The sequence below is a fragment of the Ignavibacteriales bacterium genome, from assembly GCA_026390575.1.
In the GTDB taxonomy this organism is placed as follows: domain Bacteria; phylum Bacteroidota; class Ignavibacteria; order UBA10030; family UBA10030; genus Fen-1298.
In genome coordinates, this window is the sequence record JAPLFR010000016.1 from 456,085 (window position 1) to 479,497 (window position 23,413).

Sequence of the window (23,413 nt, forward strand, 5' to 3'; positions counted from 1 at the left end):
TTTATTTTACGAGCGCCATCTTCTTTAGCTGTACTTCATCGTCTGCTTGCAACTTGTATATATAAATACCGCTCGTTACATCCCTGCCAGAAAATATAACTTGATGATCTCCGGCAGTTTGAACACCATGTACAAGAACCCCTACTTCCCGACCCAATACATCAAACACTGAAAGACGGACAGGACCGCTTCTCTTTAATGCATAAGCAATCTTTGTGCTTGGGTTGAATGGATTTGGATAATTCTGGTTTAAGAAAAATATTGCCGGGTTTGGGTTAACATTAAGGATATTTACGCCTGTGCTGCCGCCAGTGGTTGTAATAAGCGTATCGATCATAGCTTTTATGATATCAGGATATACCTGAGCTCCTGTCGAACGGTCAAAAATACCCTCACCGGTATCACCGGTATACCCATTATCCCAATAAATAGGTACTAAACCATGCCTATCAAGAGACCGTGTAATATATTCCATATAATAGAGACGATATCTTGCGTGTTCAGCATTGAGAGCATCGCTTCCTAGAGTTAAACGGGCCATAGGACCATACTCGCCCAATATTACAGCATAGCCCTTATCGATAAACTTGGTTTTCATTTTCTGGAACTGACCATCAGCGTATGATTCATTTGCCCATGTCTCGGTTTTACTAGGGTCGGTGGCATTCTTCCCCCACTGAGTAATTGTACTACTAGTGTTTAATGTAAAATCATATGGATCGTAATAATGAACTTCTACCATTAACCTGTTTGGTGTTACATCCGTAGGTATTGCAAAATAATTATAAGTATAATCAATATTTGTATTATAGCCTTGTACAGCTAAATAACGATATACATTACACCCACCCGTTGAACGTACTGTAGTGACAAAGGTCTGGTTAAAACTATTTTGAACGGTATAGTTCTCAACTGTTGGTCCTGAATAGACGTCTGTAATATGGATTTCATTCATGCCTGCGAACAGGAGATGACCACCATAATCACGAAAACGGATCGCAATCTGACGCCACATAGCTGCTAAACGATCATTTACGTATGCTTGCTGTGCATACGTCGGCTGTATCCAACCGCCGTCATAGTGTTCATTAATAATTGCGAACATACCGTCGTCTAACACATAGCTGACAACCTGTTCAACACGGTCCAACCACGCTGGATCAATTGTAAATGTCGATGCATCAGAAAAATGGCTGCTCCACGCAACAGGAATACGGACTGAATGAAACCCAGCCGCTTTTATTGAATCGATGAGGCTTTGAGATATCATAGGATTTCCCCATGATGTTTCGCCGCCTATAGCATCTAATGAATTACCAACATTCCATCCCGGAATCATCGCTTTAGCCAATTCAACAGAGGTCAAAGTACCCATCCCTGTTGTGTCAGCTGCAATACTATCAGCCGACAGCTTGGAGAGTTTACCAACATGTGTAATACCTCCGGTCTGGCCGAATAAAGGGAGAGTTAAAACTGGAACGATAAAACACATATTCATTAAGTACCGAATTTTCATTTTCAGACTCCTCTGGATAAGAACTTTAACTAAACTATTCTACAGTTAATTTCACTTTGAGTCAATGCTGATCATCACCTAACTTTTGAGTGACAATGTTTTTAGTAAACCATATTGAGGATTTTATATATGGAAAGATATGTTCATTTCAAATCTGAATAACCAGACAAAGAACAAAAAGGTCGGTTTAAGAGAAGCTGAACCGACCCTTTTAATTCAGAATATTTTTCAGAATCATTTATCATTTTAAATCATCATAAGTTTCCTTCGCCTCATTGGAATGATTCAATATTCTCTCAATAATTTGGCGCTCCGGATGTTCCTACATCAACCTTATAGACAATCCAATTTACTGCTGGGGTCACGTTTCCACTTATCATATAGAGTTTATCTCCAAAGCAAAACTGTTTGCAATAGGGCGGCAGAATAGCTTTGTAAAGAATATCCACTTGATTAGGTGATATTGGTGTACTCGTTGCATCAACAATCAGGATTGAATACTGTGAATTTGTTCCAATGTACATCTTACTTCCATCTGCAGAAAAGGAAAATGCCTTTAATGGAATGGGACCGAATGCAGTATTAGTTAAGTCGAGTACTAATTCCGGGCTGCCTATCTTACTTGAATCAGTAATCGAATGGCGATATATTGCCTTTCTAGTCGCAGCATAAACATATCCGTTGAACACGCGCATACTTAAAACCGAATCAGTTGCATAATAGCCGTCATCTCTTCTTGATCGATTCGGACGTATTACTTGAATACCACTTTTTCGACCGGCTGTGTATAAATAACCGTTGGCGTCAAAGTCACCGCAAATAACATTTTTAACAGGAGCAAAAGTGTACCAAGTAGAATCTATTCCCGTTTGTAAGTCCACCATATGAATTTCTTTTGTGTTTGGGAAGATACTGTTTAGGTAATAGAGTTTTCCGTCAGTGCCAATTATTGCATCCGACGGCTCTTTCGTTGCAGTTCCTACTATCGTTTTTCCACCAGCCGGTGTTATTTTAAACACGCTAAAAGGAGTTGTCCCTTTCAATACGTACACGTTTTCATCTTTATCAACGGCAATAGCATTTATTTGAAAATTATCATTAAAAGAACCGAATCGTTGCATCACCGGATCAATTTTGTAAGGATCAGATTTTGCAGCAACTAATGCCGCATCCGAAACTATTTTTATTCTAATCGAATCACCGGACAAATTTGGTCTTAGCATTTTTATTGCAGTTGGTGTACATTCGATAATATTTGCAGCTATATTGTCAAAATAGACGCCCTTATAGATGTTCGTTGTATCTCCATTTAAAAGATGAATGACTGTTGTATCTAGTGCGCCTTTGAATCCGGTTCCATGGATCGTAATGAAATTCACACCAGGGGCTGCCTCCTGCGCTGGATCGATGCTCGTAATAGTAACCTCTGTGGATGCCACTGGAGGACTATCCCACAAAGGCTCGGCAACATCATACTTACATCCGCTAGCCATCGCCAGTAAGAGTGATGCTATAACAGTTGTTCGTATATAAAAGATATTCATATTCATACTTTCTTTCCTTCCATTTTCACATAGAAATTCTGGCGGTCATTCGCTGCACCTTATCGAATACACCAAACGGTGTATAGGCATAATCAACAGCAAAGCCAAATTGGGAAACACCCAATCCAAACGAAAGTCCATTTCCACCATTGTCATTCGCATAACCACCACGCAGGAAAAGTATTTGCATGATTCGATATTCGACACCTATTTTAAGTTGCTCAGGATGATCATTGTAATGGCTTGCATCAATACTCAGAATAAGCGACTGATCCAATAGGCCCGTACCAATAAGATCCATCAGATCCATCGATATTCCAAGAGTGAATACCAAAGGAGCTTGAAAACTTTCTTCTGCATATTTCACTTCTCCGGAAAAATTACGCACTGACATACCAAACACGAGACTTTTAAAACCTGTTTTAAATTGTGTTCCAAAATCGAAAACCAACGGCGAAAGTTTATTTGTTACAAGAGAGGTATCTGCAATACGACGTTGACCGGTAGGATCAGTTGTGTCGGTCCGGATATTCACAGCGATCATTGATTCTCCTAAATCTTGATGTACCCAACGAACATGAGCCCCTACGCCAAAACGATCCGTTAATTGTTTGGCATACCCGACACCAAGAGCTAAGGAGCTCAACTTGAACATGCCCGTATCATCATATCCCAGAGGAACAGATCTATTCACACGCGTACCATAAAATTCTCCGTAATCCACGCTCTGGACACTAAAACCAATAACTCCATAATTTCCTTTTGCCGGACTGATAGCCACACTAAATGTGTAGTGTTTTATATCCGCTATCCATTGATTGATGCTAGCCGACATATCAAAAAATTTCTCCATCCCTGACATACCTGCAGGATTGGAAAATAACGCGCTGGAATTCAGCTGAAGACTCGTCAACGCATCTGCCATTGCAGCCGACCGCGCGTCCGATACCACGCTGAGAAATTGAAAGCCTGTCTGGGCTAATTTTTGATTGTCTTGAGCATACCCGCTGGTCAACAACAGACTTCCCATCAGAACACCTACGAATAATGCACATACCTTATTTTTCATTGATCATCTCCTTACCTGATGATAACAAACTTGCGAAATACTGATCCAAGATCGGTCGTTTCAACATAGAGAATATAAATACCACTGGCAATAATCTGCCCTGACGAAGTCTTCGAATCCCAAAGTTCATCACCCGTACCGTTCGTATGATTTTTCTCCCAAATAAGGTCGCCGCGCTCAGTGAAGATTTTCAGTTTACATACACCCGGTAATCCGTAAAAGGCTAATCGGTCATATTGAGATTGGTCGCCAAACTGCAAGAACCGAGCACGAATATCATAAGGATTCGGAACAACTCGAACTAAATCCAACCCATGACCACTGGCAATTGCAAATAAGGTAACAAAACTTGAACCGCTAAAGGAAGCAACATCATGAGCGCTATAATGAGAACCAGAGACCCAGTCTCCTCGAGATGCCATCGACTGCCAATGAGTCTTATCAATATCTGGAGTTATCACGCCATGAGTAATTCTGCTAATGCAAAGATAACTCGAACCATTATAGGATACAATATCATGTGTAGTATCAGCATAGCCAGAACTAGAAATCCATGATCCTTTATTAAATGCAACCGAATCTCCTTGAGATGTCAGCAATTGCCAATGAGTATTATCAAGCGTTGGTCTTGTCGTATCAGAAATAAGAAGTTTGCAAATATAAAACGAACTTTGATAGGATACAACATCATGAGTATTGCTGCTATAATTAGTGCCACTCACCCAAGCTCCTTTATATTCTACTATTAATTTCCAAAAACTAGTATTAACATCTGGAGGAAAATTTGGAGGTATAACCGGTCGCTGCAGATTCGCTTGCCGGCTGGTCACCGTCCAAAACAGACTGCTGTAAAGAATCTCATTGGGTACCTGTGTGCCGTCATCTTTCGACTGGATGTAATAGTAATAGTCAAATCCTCTTTTTGCAGTGACATCATCAAAATGATTGACGGCATTGGATTTATTACATTCAAAGATTTTTTCATAATTTGTTGTCCACTGCAAGACGGTCCCTACAGATCGGTAGATTACATAGCCGCCAAAGTGTGCTGCACCCTCAGCGTTGTTAGTCCAATCAAGCATAATCTTATCACTACCAGAAGTAACCGTAAACTGACTTGGTGGAGAAGGAGGCTGAGGAACGACATAACCAGCATCATAATTTTGTTTTGCGTTCCGATAAGTTTGCAGTATGTTATCCTTTCCCGTTTCACACCATCTGCGTTTGTATAAGTCTTCATCTGTCGTGGTGGATCCGTTTGGCATGACAAGTTGCGGTGCACCGGTATTATTATGCCATTGCAGCCAGTTCGCACCAACCTCTCGACCCTTTTCCCAAGAGAGTCCGGATACTCCTTCAACAAAAACGATGTGAATACTAGAGTCCGGGGCAAGTCCGTTATAAGGACCAAATCCCTGACCCATAGCAACACCGCCACCCTCGTTTCTTTTTGGTTCCCTATAATTATCCGGGTAAGCGTTACCCAGCATGTCATCATGTTGTACTGGTGGATGTCCTTCAGTCATCACGGCATATCGAAGACTCATAAATGTTTCATCATACTGGCTCGGGGTAGTGTTCCCTAGAGGATTGTAATCACCACTAATATACCATGTCGTTCTTGGTTGGTTGGGATCATCTGTCTGATTCTGTGGAGTTAAGTCCGCATGCAAAGTTGCACAACCTGCATATTTAGCTGAACCCAGTGTGCCGCTTCCAGGATCAGTTAACTTAGGGCATCCCCAATCTTCTTCATATACAGACGTCCGAGGGGAAGTACCCCATGGACCATAATAAGAATAGAAACCTCTCAATTGATAAAGAGGAGAAGTCGGATCATTAAACTCAGTGGCGCCCGGATCCTCTCCAAAAGCGTGATTCAGTGTATTTTGTCCCCAATCAGATTCAAATGCCCCCCACGTTGCACCAGATCCACCAACAGTCACGCCGGCAAATGCATACCGATACTCGAAATATATCCAAACACTATCCATCGTCTGCCTCGGTTGTTGAATAGTACCTGCGCCGTCAATAATACCTGTATTCTTGAAGACATAGTCGTAGATAAAGTAATTGCCGTGCTTTGAATTGGCAAATGACATAACCTTTTTTGTTACTGAGATTCCCATAGAAGTATTATATTTCACCAATACCATACGATCACATGGGAGATATGGATCCACTTCATCCAAAACATCATAGGTATCGAGAACCGTTGCACGCTGGCCGTCAACAAATACTTTTGGATGAGAGCTCTTCCCGATCAGTTTGAGTTCCTGTGGAAAGATTTGAGTGGGGTCGGCAGGACCTTTAAAACCGGTGGAAATCACCTTTACACTTTTCACTTTCTTTTCTACCGGATCGCTAAAATTCTTGCAGCCAATCATCAAACCTCTGTGTCGCATTACAGTTTGATCAAAATTATATTGAACGGGCCACGAAAAAAAATTGCTGCTCGTATTTGTGACGTTCCATTCAACTTCATACTCCATGCCTAATTCACTAATAGGCGATTGCAAATCACCGACACGCAGCCATTTGATTTGCTGAGCATTCATCGTGTGAAAACTGCAAAAGATCAAGCAACACGCTGTGATGACAAAAAATCGATTTCTCATTTTTCGCTCTTTCATAAATGCCTCTATTCGTTTGCTAATCGGTGAAGTCAAAAGATAGTTTCAGACCAAAATATATTTTTCGCGGATCCAAGAACCAATAGGTAGAAGCATTCGGCATATCAATGTAAGCTTTATCTGAAATGATCTTATCGATCCGATTTTGGTCGACCTGGGACCATTGATTGTTCATGTATTCAAAATACTTACCATATGTTTGACTTCTATCGTTATTATCATAATATATTAATCGCGCTTTTCCAGCCGAGCCAAAGGGAACGCCATTTTGCATAGGTTGAAACTCTACGCCCAGCGTACGGTAGTCGCCTACCTTATCATCTCCAACCATATTGGGATAATCTTTACTCTTTGGAAAATGCAATGATTTCATATAATCTTGGTCTCCACCAGGGTTATTACTTAGCCGGAGCGTATTGAAGAGATTGTTTACATCCATAAAGAGTTGAATTCTAAATTTTCCAATGCTCACCGTTTTATCCACTCGTAAAGTTGTATTGAAATAATCCACTGCCTTTACGTTGTACGCTACATAGGAGAGATCACCGGGATTCCAAGTGGTCCAAGGACCGTCTTGCCAATCCAATACAATATTTAATCCGATACTACCCAAAATATTGTGTCCAAATATTGTTGGACCAAAATCCTGCGGTGAAAATAGATTAAGATTTGCTCTTGCATAAGGTTGCGGAAGTGGACGATCTTGATATATATTGACTGTTGTTTCGTCATAGCTTTTTTGTAGCCCTATATCGTCAAACTGCTGTGCACTACCGAAATGTCCTGAGGTGGAAACCTGATAAGTGTAATTGACAAAACCAGACCACCAGCGCCCGGTAGTTTTACGAATGGTCAATTCAAATCCGCGGACATCTTGATAATTATTGGAAGTAGCTTCGGTATAAGAAAATCCAGCAGAGCCAGTATACGTTGTAAAACCTTGTTGGTTCGTTATATCGTTGTAAAAACCAGCCATTTGTATCAAGTAATCATTAAACACGACGTAATCAAATCCCAACTCATAAGAGATGGTTTTAGCAAGAATAATATTGGGATTACCAAAACTCGTCATTTGTTGGAAATTTTTCCGCTGAATTCGGAATATGCTTTCATATTGAGGAACTTGTTTAAAATGGCCGTAATTAAAAAACAATTTTGCATTCTCTGATATGGGATGTGAAATGCCCAAACGAGGACTTAATTGCCACTGTGCCGTGGATTTTGTTTTAGAAAATGACGTCGACATCACAGTATCGGCAAAGAAAGAGCTATAAGGATCAACATTCCACCAATCGGTATTTGAATTGATATAATCCAAACGCAATCCGGCGTTTACAGTAAACTCTTTAAATTCAAGTTTGTCCTGCAAGTAAACAGATGCTTGGACAGGGAAAGCACGCATCTGAACCCTGTTTATGTATTTTTCAGCAGGCTGTCCGGCATCTGCTATTTGTCCATAATCGAAGTTGAGATCATTATAGAGAAACTCAACTCCGGCTTTTACTAAGTTTTGAAAATTGATTTGACTACTTATATCTGCTTTCAAAGTAGTCGAATTGACAACAGTAAAATCTCGCACTCTGGAGAATTGCGAACCTCCCTTTATATAAACACCATCTGTGTAGTCGTTAATCGGATAATAACCAAATGGATTCCCATTCTCGGTAAAACCCGGGAGAATCTGGTCAATCTGCGATGTATTTCGTAATGCAGTTGGGCGTACATTGTAATCACGTCTGAAATTTTCTAAAGATATTTCATAGAAGGTACGGGAATTAATAGCATTCGTCAGTTTAGCAGAAAGAGATCGTTTCCCGATATCAGCCAGACAGAAGTTGTAATCGGAGAATATTGCCATCAAATTATTACCAACAACACCGGCAATATCACCCGGTGTACGTGGATAAAAATAAGAACCGTTATAATCCCAGTTATTTTCGATGGTATACTGTTTTCCAAGAGTGGCAGAAACTCGAAGTTTCATCGAAGATGTAATATCAGAATTAACTTGCAGCGACCAATCGTAATCACTGTAATCCGGTCTCGTTAGGGGGAACAGCAGCATCTCGCGAGTACTACGATAGGAAGTGAAAAATCGAAGGTTTCCAAGTACTTCACTGACGAAAGGAATCGGACCGCCAAACCCGCCATCGATGTCATAATCCGGCTGATTGTTAGGTTGTCTTTTACGAATTTCGTATTCAAAAGCCCGCTGCGCTCCCATAGGTGTTAAATCGTTATTCGGATTATTATCCGAGTTTAGCTGCTGCGAGATATTGTTCCAACCATCAAACGAAGGATACTTTTTTTTAGTCCATTCATCCCAAGCTCCGTTGTCTGTCCCTGTCCAGCATACGGCAGGATCGAAATAGGGACGCAGGACGAAAGAATTAGGATCGAGAATATCCAAAATCCCTGTACCTCGATAGTACTTCGGTGCGGGTGGACTGACCCGTGTCTGAACACTTCCGAAATAACCTTGTCTAGCTCCTTCTCGAGTGACGACATTGATAACACCGGATCGAACTTGACCGTATTCCGCACTGAATCCACCTCGTTCCACAGAAATTTCTTTCACAGAACTCAACGATACTTCAGTTGTTGGTTCATTGTTTCTGGGGTCTCGCATGGTAACACCATCCACCATGAAAAGAATATTATCGCCTCCACCGCCGCGGATACTTAATCCCCCTTGAACACTCACTCTTCCGCTACTTGAGCTTCGGGCGAATGTCGGTTGCGCCGCGCCAATAGGGTTGGAACTCCAACCTCCACGAACACCAGCTTGCAAGCCAATAGCACTCACAACGTTACTCACAGGCAAGCTTTCAATTTCTTTGCCCGATACCGCTGAAACGCTGGTGGCGACATCTGGCTTAATGGTGGTTCTTTCGGCTACAACAACGACCTCGTCTGCATTAATTGTTTGCTGTCCCAAAGCAACATCTATCCGTGCAGTTTGATCTATATAGACGCGTACATCATTGATGACGGTCGTTTCATATCCGATGAAAGAGATTTGAACCTTATACGTACCCGGCGGAACAGATAAAATGGAATACTGACCATTGATATCTGCCGCCGCACCGAACGATGTCCCGACAACAACAACATTCGCTCCAATCAGGGATTCCCCATTTGCCTTATCCGTTATCGTGCCCGCGATCTTTCCTGTTGTTCCTGACCATAGCAGAGATGTCAATACAATTGTCAGCAGAAGAATGTATGCGATCTCCTTCTTCAGTTGTTTCATATCCTATTTCTCCTTACGGTTTAGTATACTGCTCTTGCCTCAAGGCGAGGGTTTTCTGTGCATTTAAAACGGGGTGCTCTTAAAAATAATCGAATGAGAATTCCTTTTTGATTCCTCAAATACAAGCCCTAAGTGATTAACCTTAGAAAGTCATAAGAAAATACTTATCTAAAAATATTTATAAGAACTTAGAGAGACGAAACACACATGATTCTTTTTGGAAAGAATTGCATCAATTGTCTCAAACATCTGTGGTAAGGAACAATATCTATCTTCACAGTTTAGAAATTCGATCCTGCGTTCAAATGTTTTTTTAGGAAAGCATGGACAGGTACACAGGTGATCACACCGGACTGGAAATTAAGACTTCACTCGAAATGGACAACAACTATTCGCAACGTGTATGTTGTTTTCCTTTCTTTTTCTCTTTATCCGTGTCGAGCGTGAGCAACATCTGTATATCTTTCTTTTGATACAATAACAAAGCTTAAAACTATAACTTGATTTCTTGACTTTAAAATATTTTTGAAATAAATTGTATCGTTTGAAAATAGATTGAATTGTTTCAATCCAATATAAATAGTTTTTTTAAAAAAAGTCAAGTTCTTTTTATTGAAAATCTGGCAATCAATTTCGGAGGTTATTGGTGGACAAAGTGACAATCGGTGACGTTGCTAAACGAGCCGAAGTCTCCATAGGGACAGTATCGGCAGTACTGAATGAAAAGAATACCGTCAAGCCAGAAACAAGAAAACTTGTTCTGAACGCAATGAAGGAATTGAATTACCGACCTCATGGAAGCGCCCGAAATTTAAAAAACGCAGATACGTATTCAGACAGTATCGGCCTCCTCATCCGCGAATTGGATAATCCGTTTTATACAGCAATTGCATTGGGTGTCATTGAATATGCAAGAAGCAAAGGGTATTTAGTCAGCATTGCCAGTTCGGAAGGTGATCACACCTTTGAAGAAAAAATTATCAAAGGTTTTTCAGGAAAAGACATTAAAGGCGCTATTATTGCACCCGTGTTAGAAGGGACGGCTGAGATTGAGCATCTCTTCACTTTAAAGATGATCAATTTTCCATTCGTGCTTTTAGAAAATGTCAAAGGCATTCAAGCGAATGTTGTAAGCATAGACAATATAAAGGCGATGAAAGAAGCCATCAAATATTTGATGAACAACGGGCATTCAAAGATCGTGCACTTCGCTGGACCCACCCATGCTTCTCATACGTACGAAAGAATTGATGGATTTCGCCGGGCATATAGTGAAAGCCATTTTGTATTCAACAGCGATATGATCATTTCGACTGGAGCGCATCTTATCGATGGGTATAAACAATGTTTTGCATATTTCAAGGACAGAAGTCGAAAAGAGTATCCGACAGCAATTGTTTGTTACAACGATCTTGTTGCTCTCGGTGTTATATCAGCGTTGAATGAAATGCACATCAAGATACCGGATGAAATTTCTATCGTCGGTAATGACGATATTCCGTTTTCAAAGTACATTCCTGTACCACTAACAACTATTCGTGCCCCTATGCTGGAATTAGGCAGAAAAGCAACCGAAATTTTAATCAAGAATATAGAATCATCTATGACTTTGCCGATTGAAAATGTAGTTTTTGATGCCGAATTCATCGTGCGACAATCGACAATGGCGTTGCAGCCGTTAAACGCAAATCCAATGAAAGAAAAGCACTTAACCTAAAGTTAATCTTCTCACAAAAGAATTGCGAGCATGAATCACTAAAATAATTCTGGACTATCCTTTTTTTATCATGGGCACTCAATAATATTTATTAAATTAATAGTGAAAAAAGATGTATACTCTCGGTTATGACGTTGGCAGTTCATCTGTCAAAGCGACCCTCCTCAATTTAGAGACAGGCAAAGTTGTCGCCAGTGCCTTCTCTCCAAAAAACGAAATGCTTATAACAGCCCATCGTATCGGTTGGGCCGAACAAGAACCACTGATGTGGTGGGAAAATTTAAAGCTTGCTACATTTGAGATTCTCTCTACTTCCCACATCCAAAAAGAGGGAATTATTGCAATCGGCATTTCTTATCAAATGCATGGACTTGTCATAGTCGATAAGAATAAACAGGTGATACGTCCCTCTATTATATGGTGCGACAGTAGAGCTGTGGAAATCGGTAAAAAAGCATTCAAAAAAATCGGCGCAAAAAAATGCCTTAGTTCACTGATGAATTCACCCGGTAATTTCACGGCCTCCAAACTTCGCTGGGTAAAAGAACATGAGCCCAAGCTCTATGATAGAATTGACAAATTTATGTTACCGGGCGATTACATAGCACTACAGTTGACCGGCGAAGCTGTGACAACACTTTCTGGTTTATCCGAGGGAATTCTTTGGGATTTTAAATCGAACTCCATCGCATCTTTTTTACTTCGAGAATACGGTATAGCATCCGATTTGATTCCACACCTTGTACCAACATTTGGAGAACAGGGCCGTCTCAACCGCACGGCATCGCAAGAACTTGGCTTGCCGGAAGGAATTCCTGTCACGTACCGTGCAGGTGACCAACCCAATAATGCACTCTCGTTGAACGTGATGGAACCGGGCGAAATCGCTGCAACGGCAGGGACATCCGGTGTTGTGTACGGCGTCAGTGAGACACGTAAGTACGATCCGGCATCACGTGTAAACTCATTTGCTCATGTCAACCACTCTTCAGATGCACAACGTATCGGAGTATTATTGTGTATCAACGGAACAGGAATCGCGAACAGTTGGATTCGTCGTATGACAGGGCAACAATCTTTAGAGTATTCTCAACTGAATGAACTAGCCTCGACTGCTCCCGTTGGATCCGGCGGAGTCATCGTCTTGCCTTTCGGCAATGGTGCAGAACGCATGCTGGAGAATCGCGATATCGGGGCGCGCATATTCAATCTCCATTTTAATATTCACTCTCAGGCTCATCTTGTGCGTGCCGTGCAGGAAGGAATTGCTTTTGCCTTCAACTACGGAATCGACATTATGCACGGTATGAAAATAAAACCAAAAGTTATTCGCGCCGGTTTTGCTAATCTTTTCCTCAATTCAATCTTCGCTGATACCCTGGCGCAAACAGCAGAAGTGAGTATTGAGCTGTACAGTACAAACGGTGCGCAAGGCGCAGCGCGTGGAGCCGCCTTAGGAGTAAAACATTTTACATCCAGACAAGAAGCATTTAAAGGACTTGAACGCCTAAAAATCATAGAACCGCAAAATTCCCGTTCGGCAGCATACCAAGAATACTATCAACACTGGTCATCTGCCTTACAACGAACTTTACAATCTAAAGGACAATAGTCATGAGCACAAAAATGACAATCGGCAGCAAAGAATACTTTCCGAAAATCGGCAAGATATTCTTTGAAGGATCTGATTCAAAAAATCCGATGGCATTTAAGTACTACGATGAAAATAAGAAGGTAGCCGGAAAAACGATGAAAGAATATTTTCGTTTTGCAATGGCTTACTGGCACACACTGTGTGGAACAGGTGGCGATCCTTTTGGTCCCGGTACAAAGAATTTTCCCTGGTGTGAAGGCAGTGATATTTTAAGCCGTGGAAAAAATAAGATGGATGCTGCTTTTGAATTTCTTACGAAAATCGGTATTCCTTTCTATTGCTTTCATGATCTAGATTTAATTGATGAAGGCAACAGTATTGCTGAATACGAAAAGAACCTTAACACTATCACAGATTATGCTAAAGAAAAACAAAAAGCTACAGGAGTTAAACTACTTTGGGGAACAGCAAATGTTTTCTCAAATCCGCGCTATATGAATGGTGCTTCTACTAATCCTGATTTTCATGTACTTTGTTATGCAGGTACACAGGTTAAAAATGCAATTGATGCTACTATTAAATTAGGTGGCGAAGGGTATGTATTCTGGGGTGGTCGTGAAGGTTATATGAGCCTTTTGAATACGAACATGAAACGTGAAGTTGAACATCTTGGAAAATTTTTAACCATTGCCCGTGACTACGGTCGCAAAAATGGTTTCAAAGGCTGTTTCTACATTGAACCCAAACCAATGGAACCAACCAAACATCAATATGACTTTGATGCAGCTACGGTCATTGCTTTCTTAAAACAATATGGCTTGGATAAAGATTTCAAATTGAATATTGAAGTGAACCATGCAACCTTAGCTGGACATACATTCCAGCATGACCTACAGGTATGCGCAGATGCCGGTTTACTTGGAAGTATTGATGCTAACCGTGGAGACTATCAGAACGGTTGGGATACCGACCAATTCCCTATCAATATATACGAATTGGTAGAAGCTATGCTTGTCATTGTTGAAGCAGGTGGTTTTAAAACCGGTGGTATCAATTTCGATGCTAAAACCCGTCGTAACTCTACCGATTTGGAAGATATTTTCATAGCTCATATTGCAAGTATGGATGCTTTTGCACGCGCTTTATTGGTCACCAACGACGTGCTTACCAAGTCGCCATATAAGAAAATGCGTGCTGAACGTTATGCTTCATTCAATTCAGGAAAAGGTGCCGATTATGAAAAAGGCAAACTTACTCTCGAAAACCTTCGCAACATAGCAATTGCCAATGGAGAACCAAAACAGATAAGCGGCAAACAAGAATTATTTGAGACCTTTATCAACGACTATATTTAAACAAGAAAAATTATTTATTATTATTCCGCTGATGTTCAACTAGGTTTTTATATTCAGCATTAATCCCATAGGTCCGTACTATGATTGAAAAAACACTGTTTGGTACACTTACGGACGGCCGAGAAGTGAACCAATATACCTTGAAAAACAGCACTGGAATCTGTATTAAGATCATCAACTATGGAGCGATAGTCACTTCGATCATTGTGCCAGATCGGAATGGCAGGTTTGAGAATGTTATATTAAACTATGACTCCCTGCAAAGTTATGTGAGTGATCACTGTTGTTTTGGTGCAATCGTCGGTCGCTATGGAAACCGTATTGCGAAAGGCCAATTTCAGTTGAATGGAAATCGTTTTCAGTTGACAATCAACGATGGAAAGAACCACCTCCATGGAGGAATCGATGGATTTAATAAAAAACTTTGGACAGGGAAAATCGTTGAAGAGCGAAGTGAACCGTCTCTTGCGTTAACATACATCAGTCCTGATAAAGAAGAGGGTTACCCCGGAACAGTTACTCTCACGGTTACGTATACACTCACAGAGAAAAATGAATTACGCATTGAGTACCGTGGAACAACTGATCAAACAACCATACTCAATCCAACGCATCATTCCTATTTTAATTTGTCCGGTTCTTGCAGAAATACGATACTCGATCACGCGCTCAGCATCGAAGCTGATGCAATCACAATGGTGGACCATGGACTCATTCCAACTGGCGAATGCCTTGAGGTGAAGAATACACCAATGGATTTTCGCATTCCTACTGCTGTTGGGCTGCACATCAATGAGCGTGATCAGCAACTGCTGCTCGGAAACGGATATGATCACAATTGGGTTTTAAGAAACTACAACGGCAAGGTTCGAAAAGTTGCGGAAGTTTATGAACAACGAAGCGGACGCTTATTATCTGTTTTCACGGATCAACCGGGGCTTCAATTTTATTCCGGGAATTTTCTGAAAGGAGCGGTAAGAGGAAAAGACGGTTTTATCTATGAAAACAGAACGGGGCTTTGTTTGGAAGCTCAATGCCCTCCTGATTCTCCAAACAGACCTGAATTCCCGTCTGTTGTTTTAAAAGCAAACGATATATATCATCAAACAACAATGTATCAATTCTCAACCAAATAATGACAGGAAAGGAACGCGCATGGAAATTCTTGGTTTCATCGATTGGGTTGTCGTTGGACTCTATTTTCTTCTTATCGGCGGTATATCGGTATGGTCGATCAGGCGAAAGAAAGATTCTCCAACTGATTATTTTTTAGCTAATCGCAATCTTGGTTGGTTTGTTATTGGCGCTTCTATTCTTGCATCCAATGTTGGTTCGGAACACATTGTAGGATTAGCCGGTACAGGAGCAAAATCCGGATTAGCGATGGGACATTATGAACTCCATTCTTGGATTGTTCTCATGCTGGGATGGGTGTTTGTCCCTTTCTATATGCGAAGCCAGGTCTTTACCATGCCGGAATTCTTGGAACGACGATATAACGAGAAGACTCGCTGGCTGCTCTCTATTGTACAAATGCTGAGTTATGTCATCGCAAAGGTTTCTGTGACCATCTTCGCAGGTGCCGTTGTATTCGAATCGTTTTTGGGAGTAGATTTTTGGACTGGTGCCATAGTTCTCATTGTCATTACCGGAATTTATACAATCTTTGGCGGGCTTCATGCCGTTATGTACACAGAAGCCCTGCAAGCAATTATTCTTTTAGGCGGTTCAATCATTCTAACCATATCCGGCCTTATTCAAGTTGGCGGATGGAACACTCTTGTGCACTCAGTAACATCCGATCATCTCAATATGTTTCGCCCGTTATCAGATCCGGATTTTCCATGGTTAGGAATTATCTTCGCTTCTCCCATTGTTGGTATCTGGTACTGGTGCACAGACCAGCACATTGTGCAGCGGTGCCTTGCAGGACGCGATGAACAACAAGCACGGAGAGGAACAATTTTTGCTGCATACTTAAAACTCCTTCCTTTTTTCATATTTTTGATTCCTGGATTAATAGCATACGCGTTAGTCAACAGCGGCAAAATTCAGCTTGCTGATTCCAACCAGGCATTTCCTACATTGGTAAAGACATTACTACCCGTAGGATTACGCGGCATTCTTGCCGGCGGTATTCTCGCAGCACTAATGAGCTCTCTCGCTTCAGTATATAACGCTTGCTCAACATTATTCACACTGGATATTTATAAAAAAATTAAACCACAGACCACTGATAAAGAATTGGTCAAAGTAGGACGTATAACCACTGCTGCCGTCGTTGTTTTAGGAATGGTCTGGATTCCAATGATGAAAGGAATTTCCCCCGTTCTGTATCAATATCTACAGAGTGTTCAATCGTATCTTGCTCCGCCTATCGCAAGCGTTTTTCTCCTTGGCGTATTTTTCAAACGGATCAACGGTACAGGTGCTTTAACCACGATGGTTGTCGGATTCATCATCGGCCTTCTTCGTATCTTTCTTGAACTCATCAAAGATAATCTGAGCGGGTTCCTGTATGCATTTGCAACACTTAACTTTCTTTATTTCTGCATTTTCCTTTTCGTCTTTTCTGTATGTCTCTTGATTGTCGTAAGTCTGCTCACAGCAAAACCGTCTGACGTACAGTTGAACGGGCTAACGTATGCGACAACCGTTGCAGCGGATAAGGCAAAATCTCGCGCCAGCTGGAATATAACGGATCTTGTTCTCTCGTTGATTGTTCTCGTTTTCATCGTCGCTGTGTTTGTTTATTTCTCGCCGTTGGGTATTGTACATTAAACTTCAGCAGGGTGTCCTGCATCATTCGTTTTTCGCCTCACTGAAGTTCGGGATACTTCAGTGAGGTATTTTTATCATTTCGCAATTCATGAACGAAGATAATGAAAAACAATTTCACCAATATATTAAGCATCTTCTTTTCGCTAAACATTCCCTTTAGGAAAAGGAACATACTATGATCAAGAGACTCGTCACTACAGGACTTTTTCTCTCCGTAGGTTTGTCACTTATGCTTGGACAAGCACGAGAGATAACCGGCAAGTGTACCATCCCTGATGGACCAGAATGGATTCGCGATGCCGTATTCTATCAGATCTATCCCCAAACGTTCTACGATTCCAATGGAGATGGTATTGGCGATCTTATTGGTATCATTCAAAAATTGGATTATGTCAAAAGTTTAGGTGTGAATGCCATTTGGCTCAATCCGTTCTTCGATTCGCCATTCAACGATGCCGGATATGATATTCGGGATTACTATAAAGTCGCACCTCGATACGGCACCAACGAAGATGCAAAGCGCTTATTCGAAGAAGCGCATAAACGAGGAATGAAGGTGATCTTCGACTATGTCATCACTTATACTGCCATAGATCATCCGTGGTTTGTTGAATCCTGTAAACAGAAGCCCAATAAATATACAAACTGGTATGTCTGGAATGATAATGTCTGGAAAATGGAAGAAGGTGAATTTGCCAACAGGTTCATTCAGGGATACGGACAGCGGAACGGAAATTTCATGCGGAATTTTTATTGGTCACAGCCTGCATTGAATTTCGGCTTCGGTCAACCTGATACAAATAAAAAATGGCAGATGCCAACGAACCATCCTGATGTTCTTGCAATGCGTGAAGAATTAAAAAGAATATTCTGCTATTGGATGGATTTGGGAGCTGACGGCATTCGCGCAGATATGGCGGGAGCTCTTGTCAAGGGAAACGATGTCAATGGCGACACAAAGAAATTCTGGAAAGAAATTCGCCAGATCGTTCAGAAAAAATATCCGCAGGCATTTATGGTATCAGAATGGTCATATCCAAAAGATGCTCTTGACGGATTATTTCACGCTGATTTCTTCCATTGGTTCGACGGGTACAACGATTTAGCACAAAAAGAAAGCTGGCGTATTTTGAACGGCTACTCTGAAGGACACAGCTTTTTCGATAAGGAAGGCAAAGGGAATATTGCTTATTTCCTATCGAAATACATGGAGCAATACAATGAAACAAAAACCAAGGGATATATTTTGCTGCCTCTTGGAAACCATGATAATGCCAGAATGAATGTGAACCGAACGGATGATGAACTTGAAATGATTATGGCCTTTGGTATAACCATGCCAGGAATTCCCTTCATTTATTATGGTAATGAAATTGGTATGCGGGAATTATATGACATGCCTCAAATAGAAGGGGCATATAAGCCGCGCGCCGGTGCGCGCACACCTATGCAGTGGACACCAGGAAAGAATCGAGGATTTTCTACTGCTGATTTCTCCAAACTCTATCTACCAATAGATACGAGCAACGACGCACCAAATGTCGAGACAGAACAACAGGATCCGAATTCGTTACTGAGCCGCGTTAAGAAGCTGATTGAATTAAAGCATACCGAACCTGCATTAGCTGCTTTTGCTGAATTTGTTCCGCTCTATGCAAAAGAAAACACATATCCCCTTGTGTATGCTAGAGCCAATGGAAAAGATGAAATGTTGATTATTCTCAATCCTGCTGAAAAGACGGTAACTGCTGAGTTTCAAGTCAATATGCCTTACAAGAAACTGCAACTGTTAGCAGGAAAAGAAATTAAAGTGACAAAAAATGAGAAGACACTGAAAATTGAGGTACCTGGAATAATGTATGCAGTATATAAAGTACAATAAATGTGAAGGGGCAAGACCCGATCGGTTCTCGCCCCTTTTACAAACCCGCGGCGTAGCGTATTACATTTGACAAACTTATATTTTTCAATTCCTACATTTCAACAAGAACTTCGTTGCTCTCCATCATTCTATCAGCAGGAATTAGATTCCCGTCAATAATTTCACCGTTCAATAGTATCTTTTTCACACCTTTTTGAATTCCATTTTTATTTTTAATGACAATAGTAAAATTTTTATTCCGAAATCTTCGTGTAATCTTTACTTCCTTCCACTTCGAGGGAATGCATGGATCAATTCGTAATCCGGAATAATCAGGTTGAATGCCAAGAATGTATTGCGCAGCTGTATAATAAGCCCAAGACGCCGTTCCACTCAACCACGGTAATCGAGAAGCACCATACCGCGGACTGTGTTTGCTGTGGGTGAATTGACAATAGACATACGGTTCGGTTTCACGCAATTCCGCTTTTTTGTTGTAGGCGGAAGGCATAAATTTTCTATAATATTCATACGCAATATTTCCTCTGCCGATCATCGCTTCAGCGGCAACAACCCAGCTCTGTGTATGCTGAAATATCGAAGCGTTTTCCTTCATGCCTTTATTAAACAATCTTGCTTTGATGACATGCGGATCGGTTTTTTCGACAGGCGGATCGTTGAGCATCAGGCCATAATCAGTTGAGAGGCGCTTTCGTACGACATTCAATAATTTCTCAGAATGTTCCTTGGCCGTATGACCGCTCATGACCGCCCATGGCTGCGGTTCAATAAAAATTGATGCTTCTTCATTATCCTTTGAACCAAATTTCAAACCATCAGCCCTATAGGCCCGCAAATACCATTCACCATCCCATGCATATTTTTTAAGATTTTCATCAAGAGTACTCAAATGATCCGCTGCCCATGTTGTTTCTTCCGGTTTATTCAGCATCGTCGTAATTTCCATGTACGTTTTTAACGCGTAGCGAAGTTGAAATGCGACGAACGTTGTTTCGCCATCTTGCCCCAGAGCTAAGCAATCATTCCAATCAGCCGAGAGGCCACACGGAAATCCATGCTTGCCTGAATGATCAAGATTGAATTGTATTGCACGGCGAAGATGCCCAAGTACTGTATCTTCTCCCTTATCGGCGTACGGAAGGACTTTAAGATAGAATGAAATATCTCCACTCTCTTTTACATATGCCGGGATAGTGTTAAAGAGCCACATACAATCGTCTGAGCGAAAGTCTTTTTCGTCAGGCGCTTTTTCCTTTCCAGGTGTGTGTGCAAATGGTTTTACGACAGGCATCGCGCCGCCGCTGAAGACTTGTCCGGTGATCATGAGTTCAAGCCGCTCTTTCACTTCAACCGGTATCGAATGAAGAATGCCCAGCATATCCTGAACCGTATCACGATACCCGAGTCCGTCTCTTTCACCAGAGTACACTAAACTCGCCGCACGCGACCAGGCAAATGTCATTAAGTTGTTGTACGGATTCCATGTGTTGAACATACTATTGAATTCACTATCCGGTGTCTCGGCGGTCATCCCTGCAATTCTTGCATGCCAGTATTCTTTCAGTTTTGTAAATTCCTCTCGGACTTTATCCGGATTTCCCATTTCTCGTACGGCTTGTTTTCCTTCAACACCGGCTGCACCGATACCCATAAGGACAACCAACTCTTTTGATTCTCCCGGTTTCAAATCGATGTCGACTTGCAACGTTCCACAGGCATTATCTCCAACCGCCTTTGAATTTTTGCATTTTCCTTTCTCAACAACGAGGGGATTCGCGTATGTACGATAGGGTCCGATAAATATTTCTCTATCAGTATCAAATCCTTTTACCTTCGCACCGGAAACTGCCAGAAACGTATGACGTCCTTGCCCATCGTCTTCGAATTTATCTGGCAGCGAAGGCATAAAGACATTGGTTCCATGATCGATGATATTTCCAACGACATCCATTTTCATGATGTACTGTGAATATTGAAGATTGTTCATGTCCTGAGAAAGATTCCAATTATTTGCATACTCGACAAATGTAAAGACACTCAATCTTCTTTTTTTCTTCCCCGTGTTTTTCACTTTCAATAGCCAGCATTCGTACATTTTGCCAAGCGGAACAAAGTACACTGTTTCCGTTTTAATGGAAGAATAGTCAGATGAAATTTTTGTGTACGCAGAGCCATGACGGCATTCTGATTTATATTGCTTGAGAGATTTTCCAACGGGCTGCCACGATGCAGACCAATAGTCTTTGCTGTCTTTGTCTCGTACGTAGAGATATCGTCCCGGCTGGTCCATAGGAATGACATTGAAGCGGAGACGAGTAAAGCGGCCCTGGGCAGCAGATTTCACAAAGCTATATCCACCTGCATTGTTGGTAATGATCGCACCGTATTCGGTTGATCCTAAATAATTACTCCACGATTTTGGTGTATCAGGCCGTGTAATGACGTACTCTTTATTTTTGTCATCAAAATATCCGAACTGCATTGTTACCTTCTCCTTTTAAAATTTTGAACGGATGTATTACACGGTTGTTGGTTCTGCCTCGCTCGCTTTCCGTCTTACATCCAGTTCTTCTTTCACTTTTTTCATTGTCGTTTCATCTAATTTGTAAAAGAATGCCAAGATAAGGAGAGCGGCCGTTCCCACTGCAACCGGTATGATACTCATCATATCCCTCAACCCATGTTTCACATCTATGTTTTGTAGAGCATTGGCGACAAAACCAGTTTGATCCAGAATAAAAGCAGCGACCATACTACCTATCGCCCAGCCAATCTTGTTGGACATAATGGATGCAGAGAAGACAAGGCCCGTGGCTCTTCTTCCAGTTTTCCATTCGGAATAGTCAGCAGTATCGGCATAGAGGACCCACAACAATGCGGAAATAGGTCCGCCCGTAATCGATCCAAAAAATTGGAGAACCAGTATCAAGAGAACGTTCTCTGGTTGGATGAAATAAAACGATCCGGTAAAGATTAATGCTGCAATGAAAAGAATTATAACGCTTCCTTTTCTGCCTAAATTTTTTGCAACCCATGGAACAATAAGAACGCCGACGAGCGATAATCCCTGGCCTAATGTATTAAACACTGATGTCAGCACTTCAAAGCCGAATTTGTGCGTCACATCCAACAGCACGATCTGTTCCTTTCCTAAAATTCCATTGATAGGATTGAGAAGGAACTGGATAAAGAAATTCGATATATGCGCCAGCAAGGGGCTTGCCTGTTCACCGATATAATATTTAAAATAATGCGTTGTGACACTTAACCGGATACAAACAAAGAGGATAAAAAGAATTGTTACGATGAATAACATCATCCAGGGAAAATTCTTCGATAAATCTTTTAAATCATCCTTCACGGAGGTTCGTTCTTTTGCAATGGGTTGAACACGTTCGCGTGTTGAAAGGAACGTAATCATAAAGAACAAAATTGCTGCAACTCCATACAACCCCATGGTCATTTGCCAGCCTTTTGCTGCATCGCCTTGTCCGAAATACGATGCTAAGGGAAGGACCGTGGCGGAGACAATAATACCGCCTAAATATGCTCCCGTAAATTTAAACGATGACGCGCTCGTTCGTTCGACCGGATCACCGCTAATAACACCTAACAATGCTGTGTAAGGAATATTGATTGCCGAATAGAGAAACATAAAAAGGATAAACGTACAGTACGCATAGACAAGTTTTCCTACATCACTGAATTGAGGTGTAGAAAATGCTAAGACAGCAGCAATCGCCAATGGAACTGCTCCAAATAAAATATATGGCCGGAATTTTCCCCATCGGCTTTTCGTACGATCCGCGGTCATTCCGATCACCACATCAAAAAAAGCATCGAGGATTCTTGAAATAAAAAACATGATGCCGGCAGCTTTTCCAGTCAGGCCAAAAATGTCAGTATAAAAGAAAAGGAGCTGCGACATAATCGTTGCCCAAAAAAGGCACGAAGCTAAATCACCAAATCCATATCCAATCTTTTCTTTGAATGTAAGTTTTTGAGAGACAGTTACCATTGAAATCTCCTGTTGTGATTGTGTCGATAAAATACGTTCTCGGAATAGGTC

13 protein-coding genes are annotated in these 23,413 nt (G+C 41.4%); 6 read left to right on the forward strand and 7 right to left on the reverse strand.

Features of this window, described 5'->3' with window-relative positions; translation table 11 throughout:
- Position 1: 1 nt before the first annotated feature.
- The 5 genes from NTX44_14835 to NTX44_14855 form a co-directional block, all read right to left on the reverse strand.
- Positions 2–1,516, reverse strand: coding sequence for a cellulase family glycosylhydrolase (locus NTX44_14835; GenBank protein MCX6122884.1), 1,515 nt, complete (start codon positions 1,514–1,516; stop codon positions 2–4).
- A 296-nt stretch (positions 1,517–1,812) separates the two neighbouring features.
- On the reverse strand, positions 1,813–3,066 hold the full coding sequence (locus NTX44_14840; GenBank protein ID MCX6122885.1) for a hypothetical protein: 1,254 nt from the start codon (positions 3,064–3,066) through the stop codon (positions 1,813–1,815).
- Between the two features lie 19 nt (positions 3,067–3,085).
- Positions 3,086–4,129, reverse strand: coding sequence for a PorV/PorQ family protein (locus tag NTX44_14845; protein ID MCX6122886.1), 1,044 nt, complete (start codon positions 4,127–4,129; stop codon positions 3,086–3,088).
- A gap of 11 nt (positions 4,130–4,140) precedes the next feature.
- On the reverse strand, positions 4,141–6,747 hold the full coding sequence (locus NTX44_14850; GenBank protein MCX6122887.1) for a hypothetical protein: 2,607 nt from the start codon (positions 6,745–6,747) through the stop codon (positions 4,141–4,143).
- Positions 6,748–6,781: 34 nt separating this feature from the next.
- Positions 6,782–10,015, reverse strand: coding sequence for a TonB-dependent receptor (locus NTX44_14855; protein ID MCX6122888.1), 3,234 nt, complete (start codon positions 10,013–10,015; stop codon positions 6,782–6,784).
- 646 nt (positions 10,016–10,661) lie between these two features.
- On the opposite strand from NTX44_14855, the gene NTX44_14860 reads away from it, so the two are divergent.
- The 6 genes from NTX44_14860 (at position 10,662) to NTX44_14885 (ending at position 19,344) form a co-directional block, all read left to right on the forward strand.
- The gene (locus NTX44_14860) at positions 10,662–11,732 is read left to right on the forward strand and encodes a LacI family DNA-binding transcriptional regulator (protein MCX6122889.1); all 1,071 of its coding nucleotides are present in this window, start codon (positions 10,662–10,664) and stop codon (positions 11,730–11,732) included.
- 112 nt (positions 11,733–11,844) lie between these two features.
- Positions 11,845–13,344: an FGGY family carbohydrate kinase gene (locus NTX44_14865; protein MCX6122890.1), complete on the forward strand. Its 1,500-nt coding sequence runs from the start codon at positions 11,845–11,847 to the stop codon at positions 13,342–13,344.
- 2 nt (positions 13,345–13,346) lie between these two features.
- Positions 13,347–14,681 carry a xylose isomerase gene (gene xylA / locus NTX44_14870; GenBank protein MCX6122891.1) on the forward strand — a complete coding sequence of 445 codons (1,335 nt, stop codon included), beginning with the start codon at positions 13,347–13,349 and terminating at the stop codon, positions 14,679–14,681.
- A gap of 80 nt (positions 14,682–14,761) precedes the next feature.
- A complete protein-coding gene (locus NTX44_14875) occupies positions 14,762–15,817 on the forward strand; it encodes a galactose mutarotase (GenBank protein ID MCX6122892.1) in 1,056 nt (351 codons plus the stop codon).
- A gap of 19 nt (positions 15,818–15,836) precedes the next feature.
- On the forward strand, positions 15,837–17,462 hold the full coding sequence (locus NTX44_14880; protein MCX6122893.1) for a sodium:solute symporter: 1,626 nt from the start codon (positions 15,837–15,839) through the stop codon (positions 17,460–17,462).
- A gap of 175 nt (positions 17,463–17,637) precedes the next feature.
- Positions 17,638–19,344 (forward strand): alpha-amylase family glycosyl hydrolase, encoded by a 1,707-nt coding sequence (locus NTX44_14885; GenBank protein MCX6122894.1) that lies wholly within the window; start codon positions 17,638–17,640, stop codon positions 19,342–19,344.
- A gap of 91 nt (positions 19,345–19,435) precedes the next feature.
- On the opposite strand, the gene NTX44_14890 is transcribed toward NTX44_14885, so the two are convergent.
- Positions 19,436–21,826, reverse strand: a complete 2,391-nt coding sequence (locus tag NTX44_14890) for a N,N'-diacetylchitobiose phosphorylase (protein MCX6122895.1) — start codon at positions 21,824–21,826, stop codon at positions 19,436–19,438.
- Between the two features lie 36 nt (positions 21,827–21,862).
- Positions 21,863–23,362: an MFS transporter gene (locus NTX44_14895; protein MCX6122896.1), complete on the reverse strand. Its 1,500-nt coding sequence runs from the start codon at positions 23,360–23,362 to the stop codon at positions 21,863–21,865.
- Between the last annotated feature and the right edge of the window lie 51 nt (positions 23,363–23,413).

Coding starts and splice junctions, on each gene's coding strand:
- NTX44_14855 (MCX6122888.1), bottom strand. CDS start 10,015: ATGAAACAACTGAAGAAGGAGATCGCATACATTCTTCTGCTGACAATT.
- NTX44_14890 (MCX6122895.1), bottom strand. CDS start 21,826: ATGCAGTTCGGATATTTTGATGACAAAAATAAAGAGTACGTCATTACA.
- NTX44_14880 (MCX6122893.1), top strand. CDS start 15,837: ATGGAAATTCTTGGTTTCATCGATTGGGTTGTCGTTGGACTCTATTTT.
- xylA (MCX6122891.1), top strand. CDS start 13,347: ATGAGCACAAAAATGACAATCGGCAGCAAAGAATACTTTCCGAAAATC.
- NTX44_14865 (MCX6122890.1), top strand. CDS start 11,845: ATGTATACTCTCGGTTATGACGTTGGCAGTTCATCTGTCAAAGCGACC.
- NTX44_14845 (MCX6122886.1), bottom strand. CDS start 4,129: ATGAAAAATAAGGTATGTGCATTATTCGTAGGTGTTCTGATGGGAAGT.
- NTX44_14850 (MCX6122887.1), bottom strand. CDS start 6,747: ATGAGAAATCGATTTTTTGTCATCACAGCGTGTTGCTTGATCTTTTGC.
- NTX44_14835 (MCX6122884.1), bottom strand. CDS start 1,516: ATGAAAATTCGGTACTTAATGAATATGTGTTTTATCGTTCCAGTTTTA.
- NTX44_14875 (MCX6122892.1), top strand. CDS start 14,762: ATGATTGAAAAAACACTGTTTGGTACACTTACGGACGGCCGAGAAGTG.
- NTX44_14840 (MCX6122885.1), bottom strand. CDS start 3,066: ATGAATATGAATATCTTTTATATACGAACAACTGTTATAGCATCACTC.
- NTX44_14895 (MCX6122896.1), bottom strand. CDS start 23,362: ATGGTAACTGTCTCTCAAAAACTTACATTCAAAGAAAAGATTGGATAT.
- NTX44_14885 (MCX6122894.1), top strand. CDS start 17,638: ATGATCAAGAGACTCGTCACTACAGGACTTTTTCTCTCCGTAGGTTTG.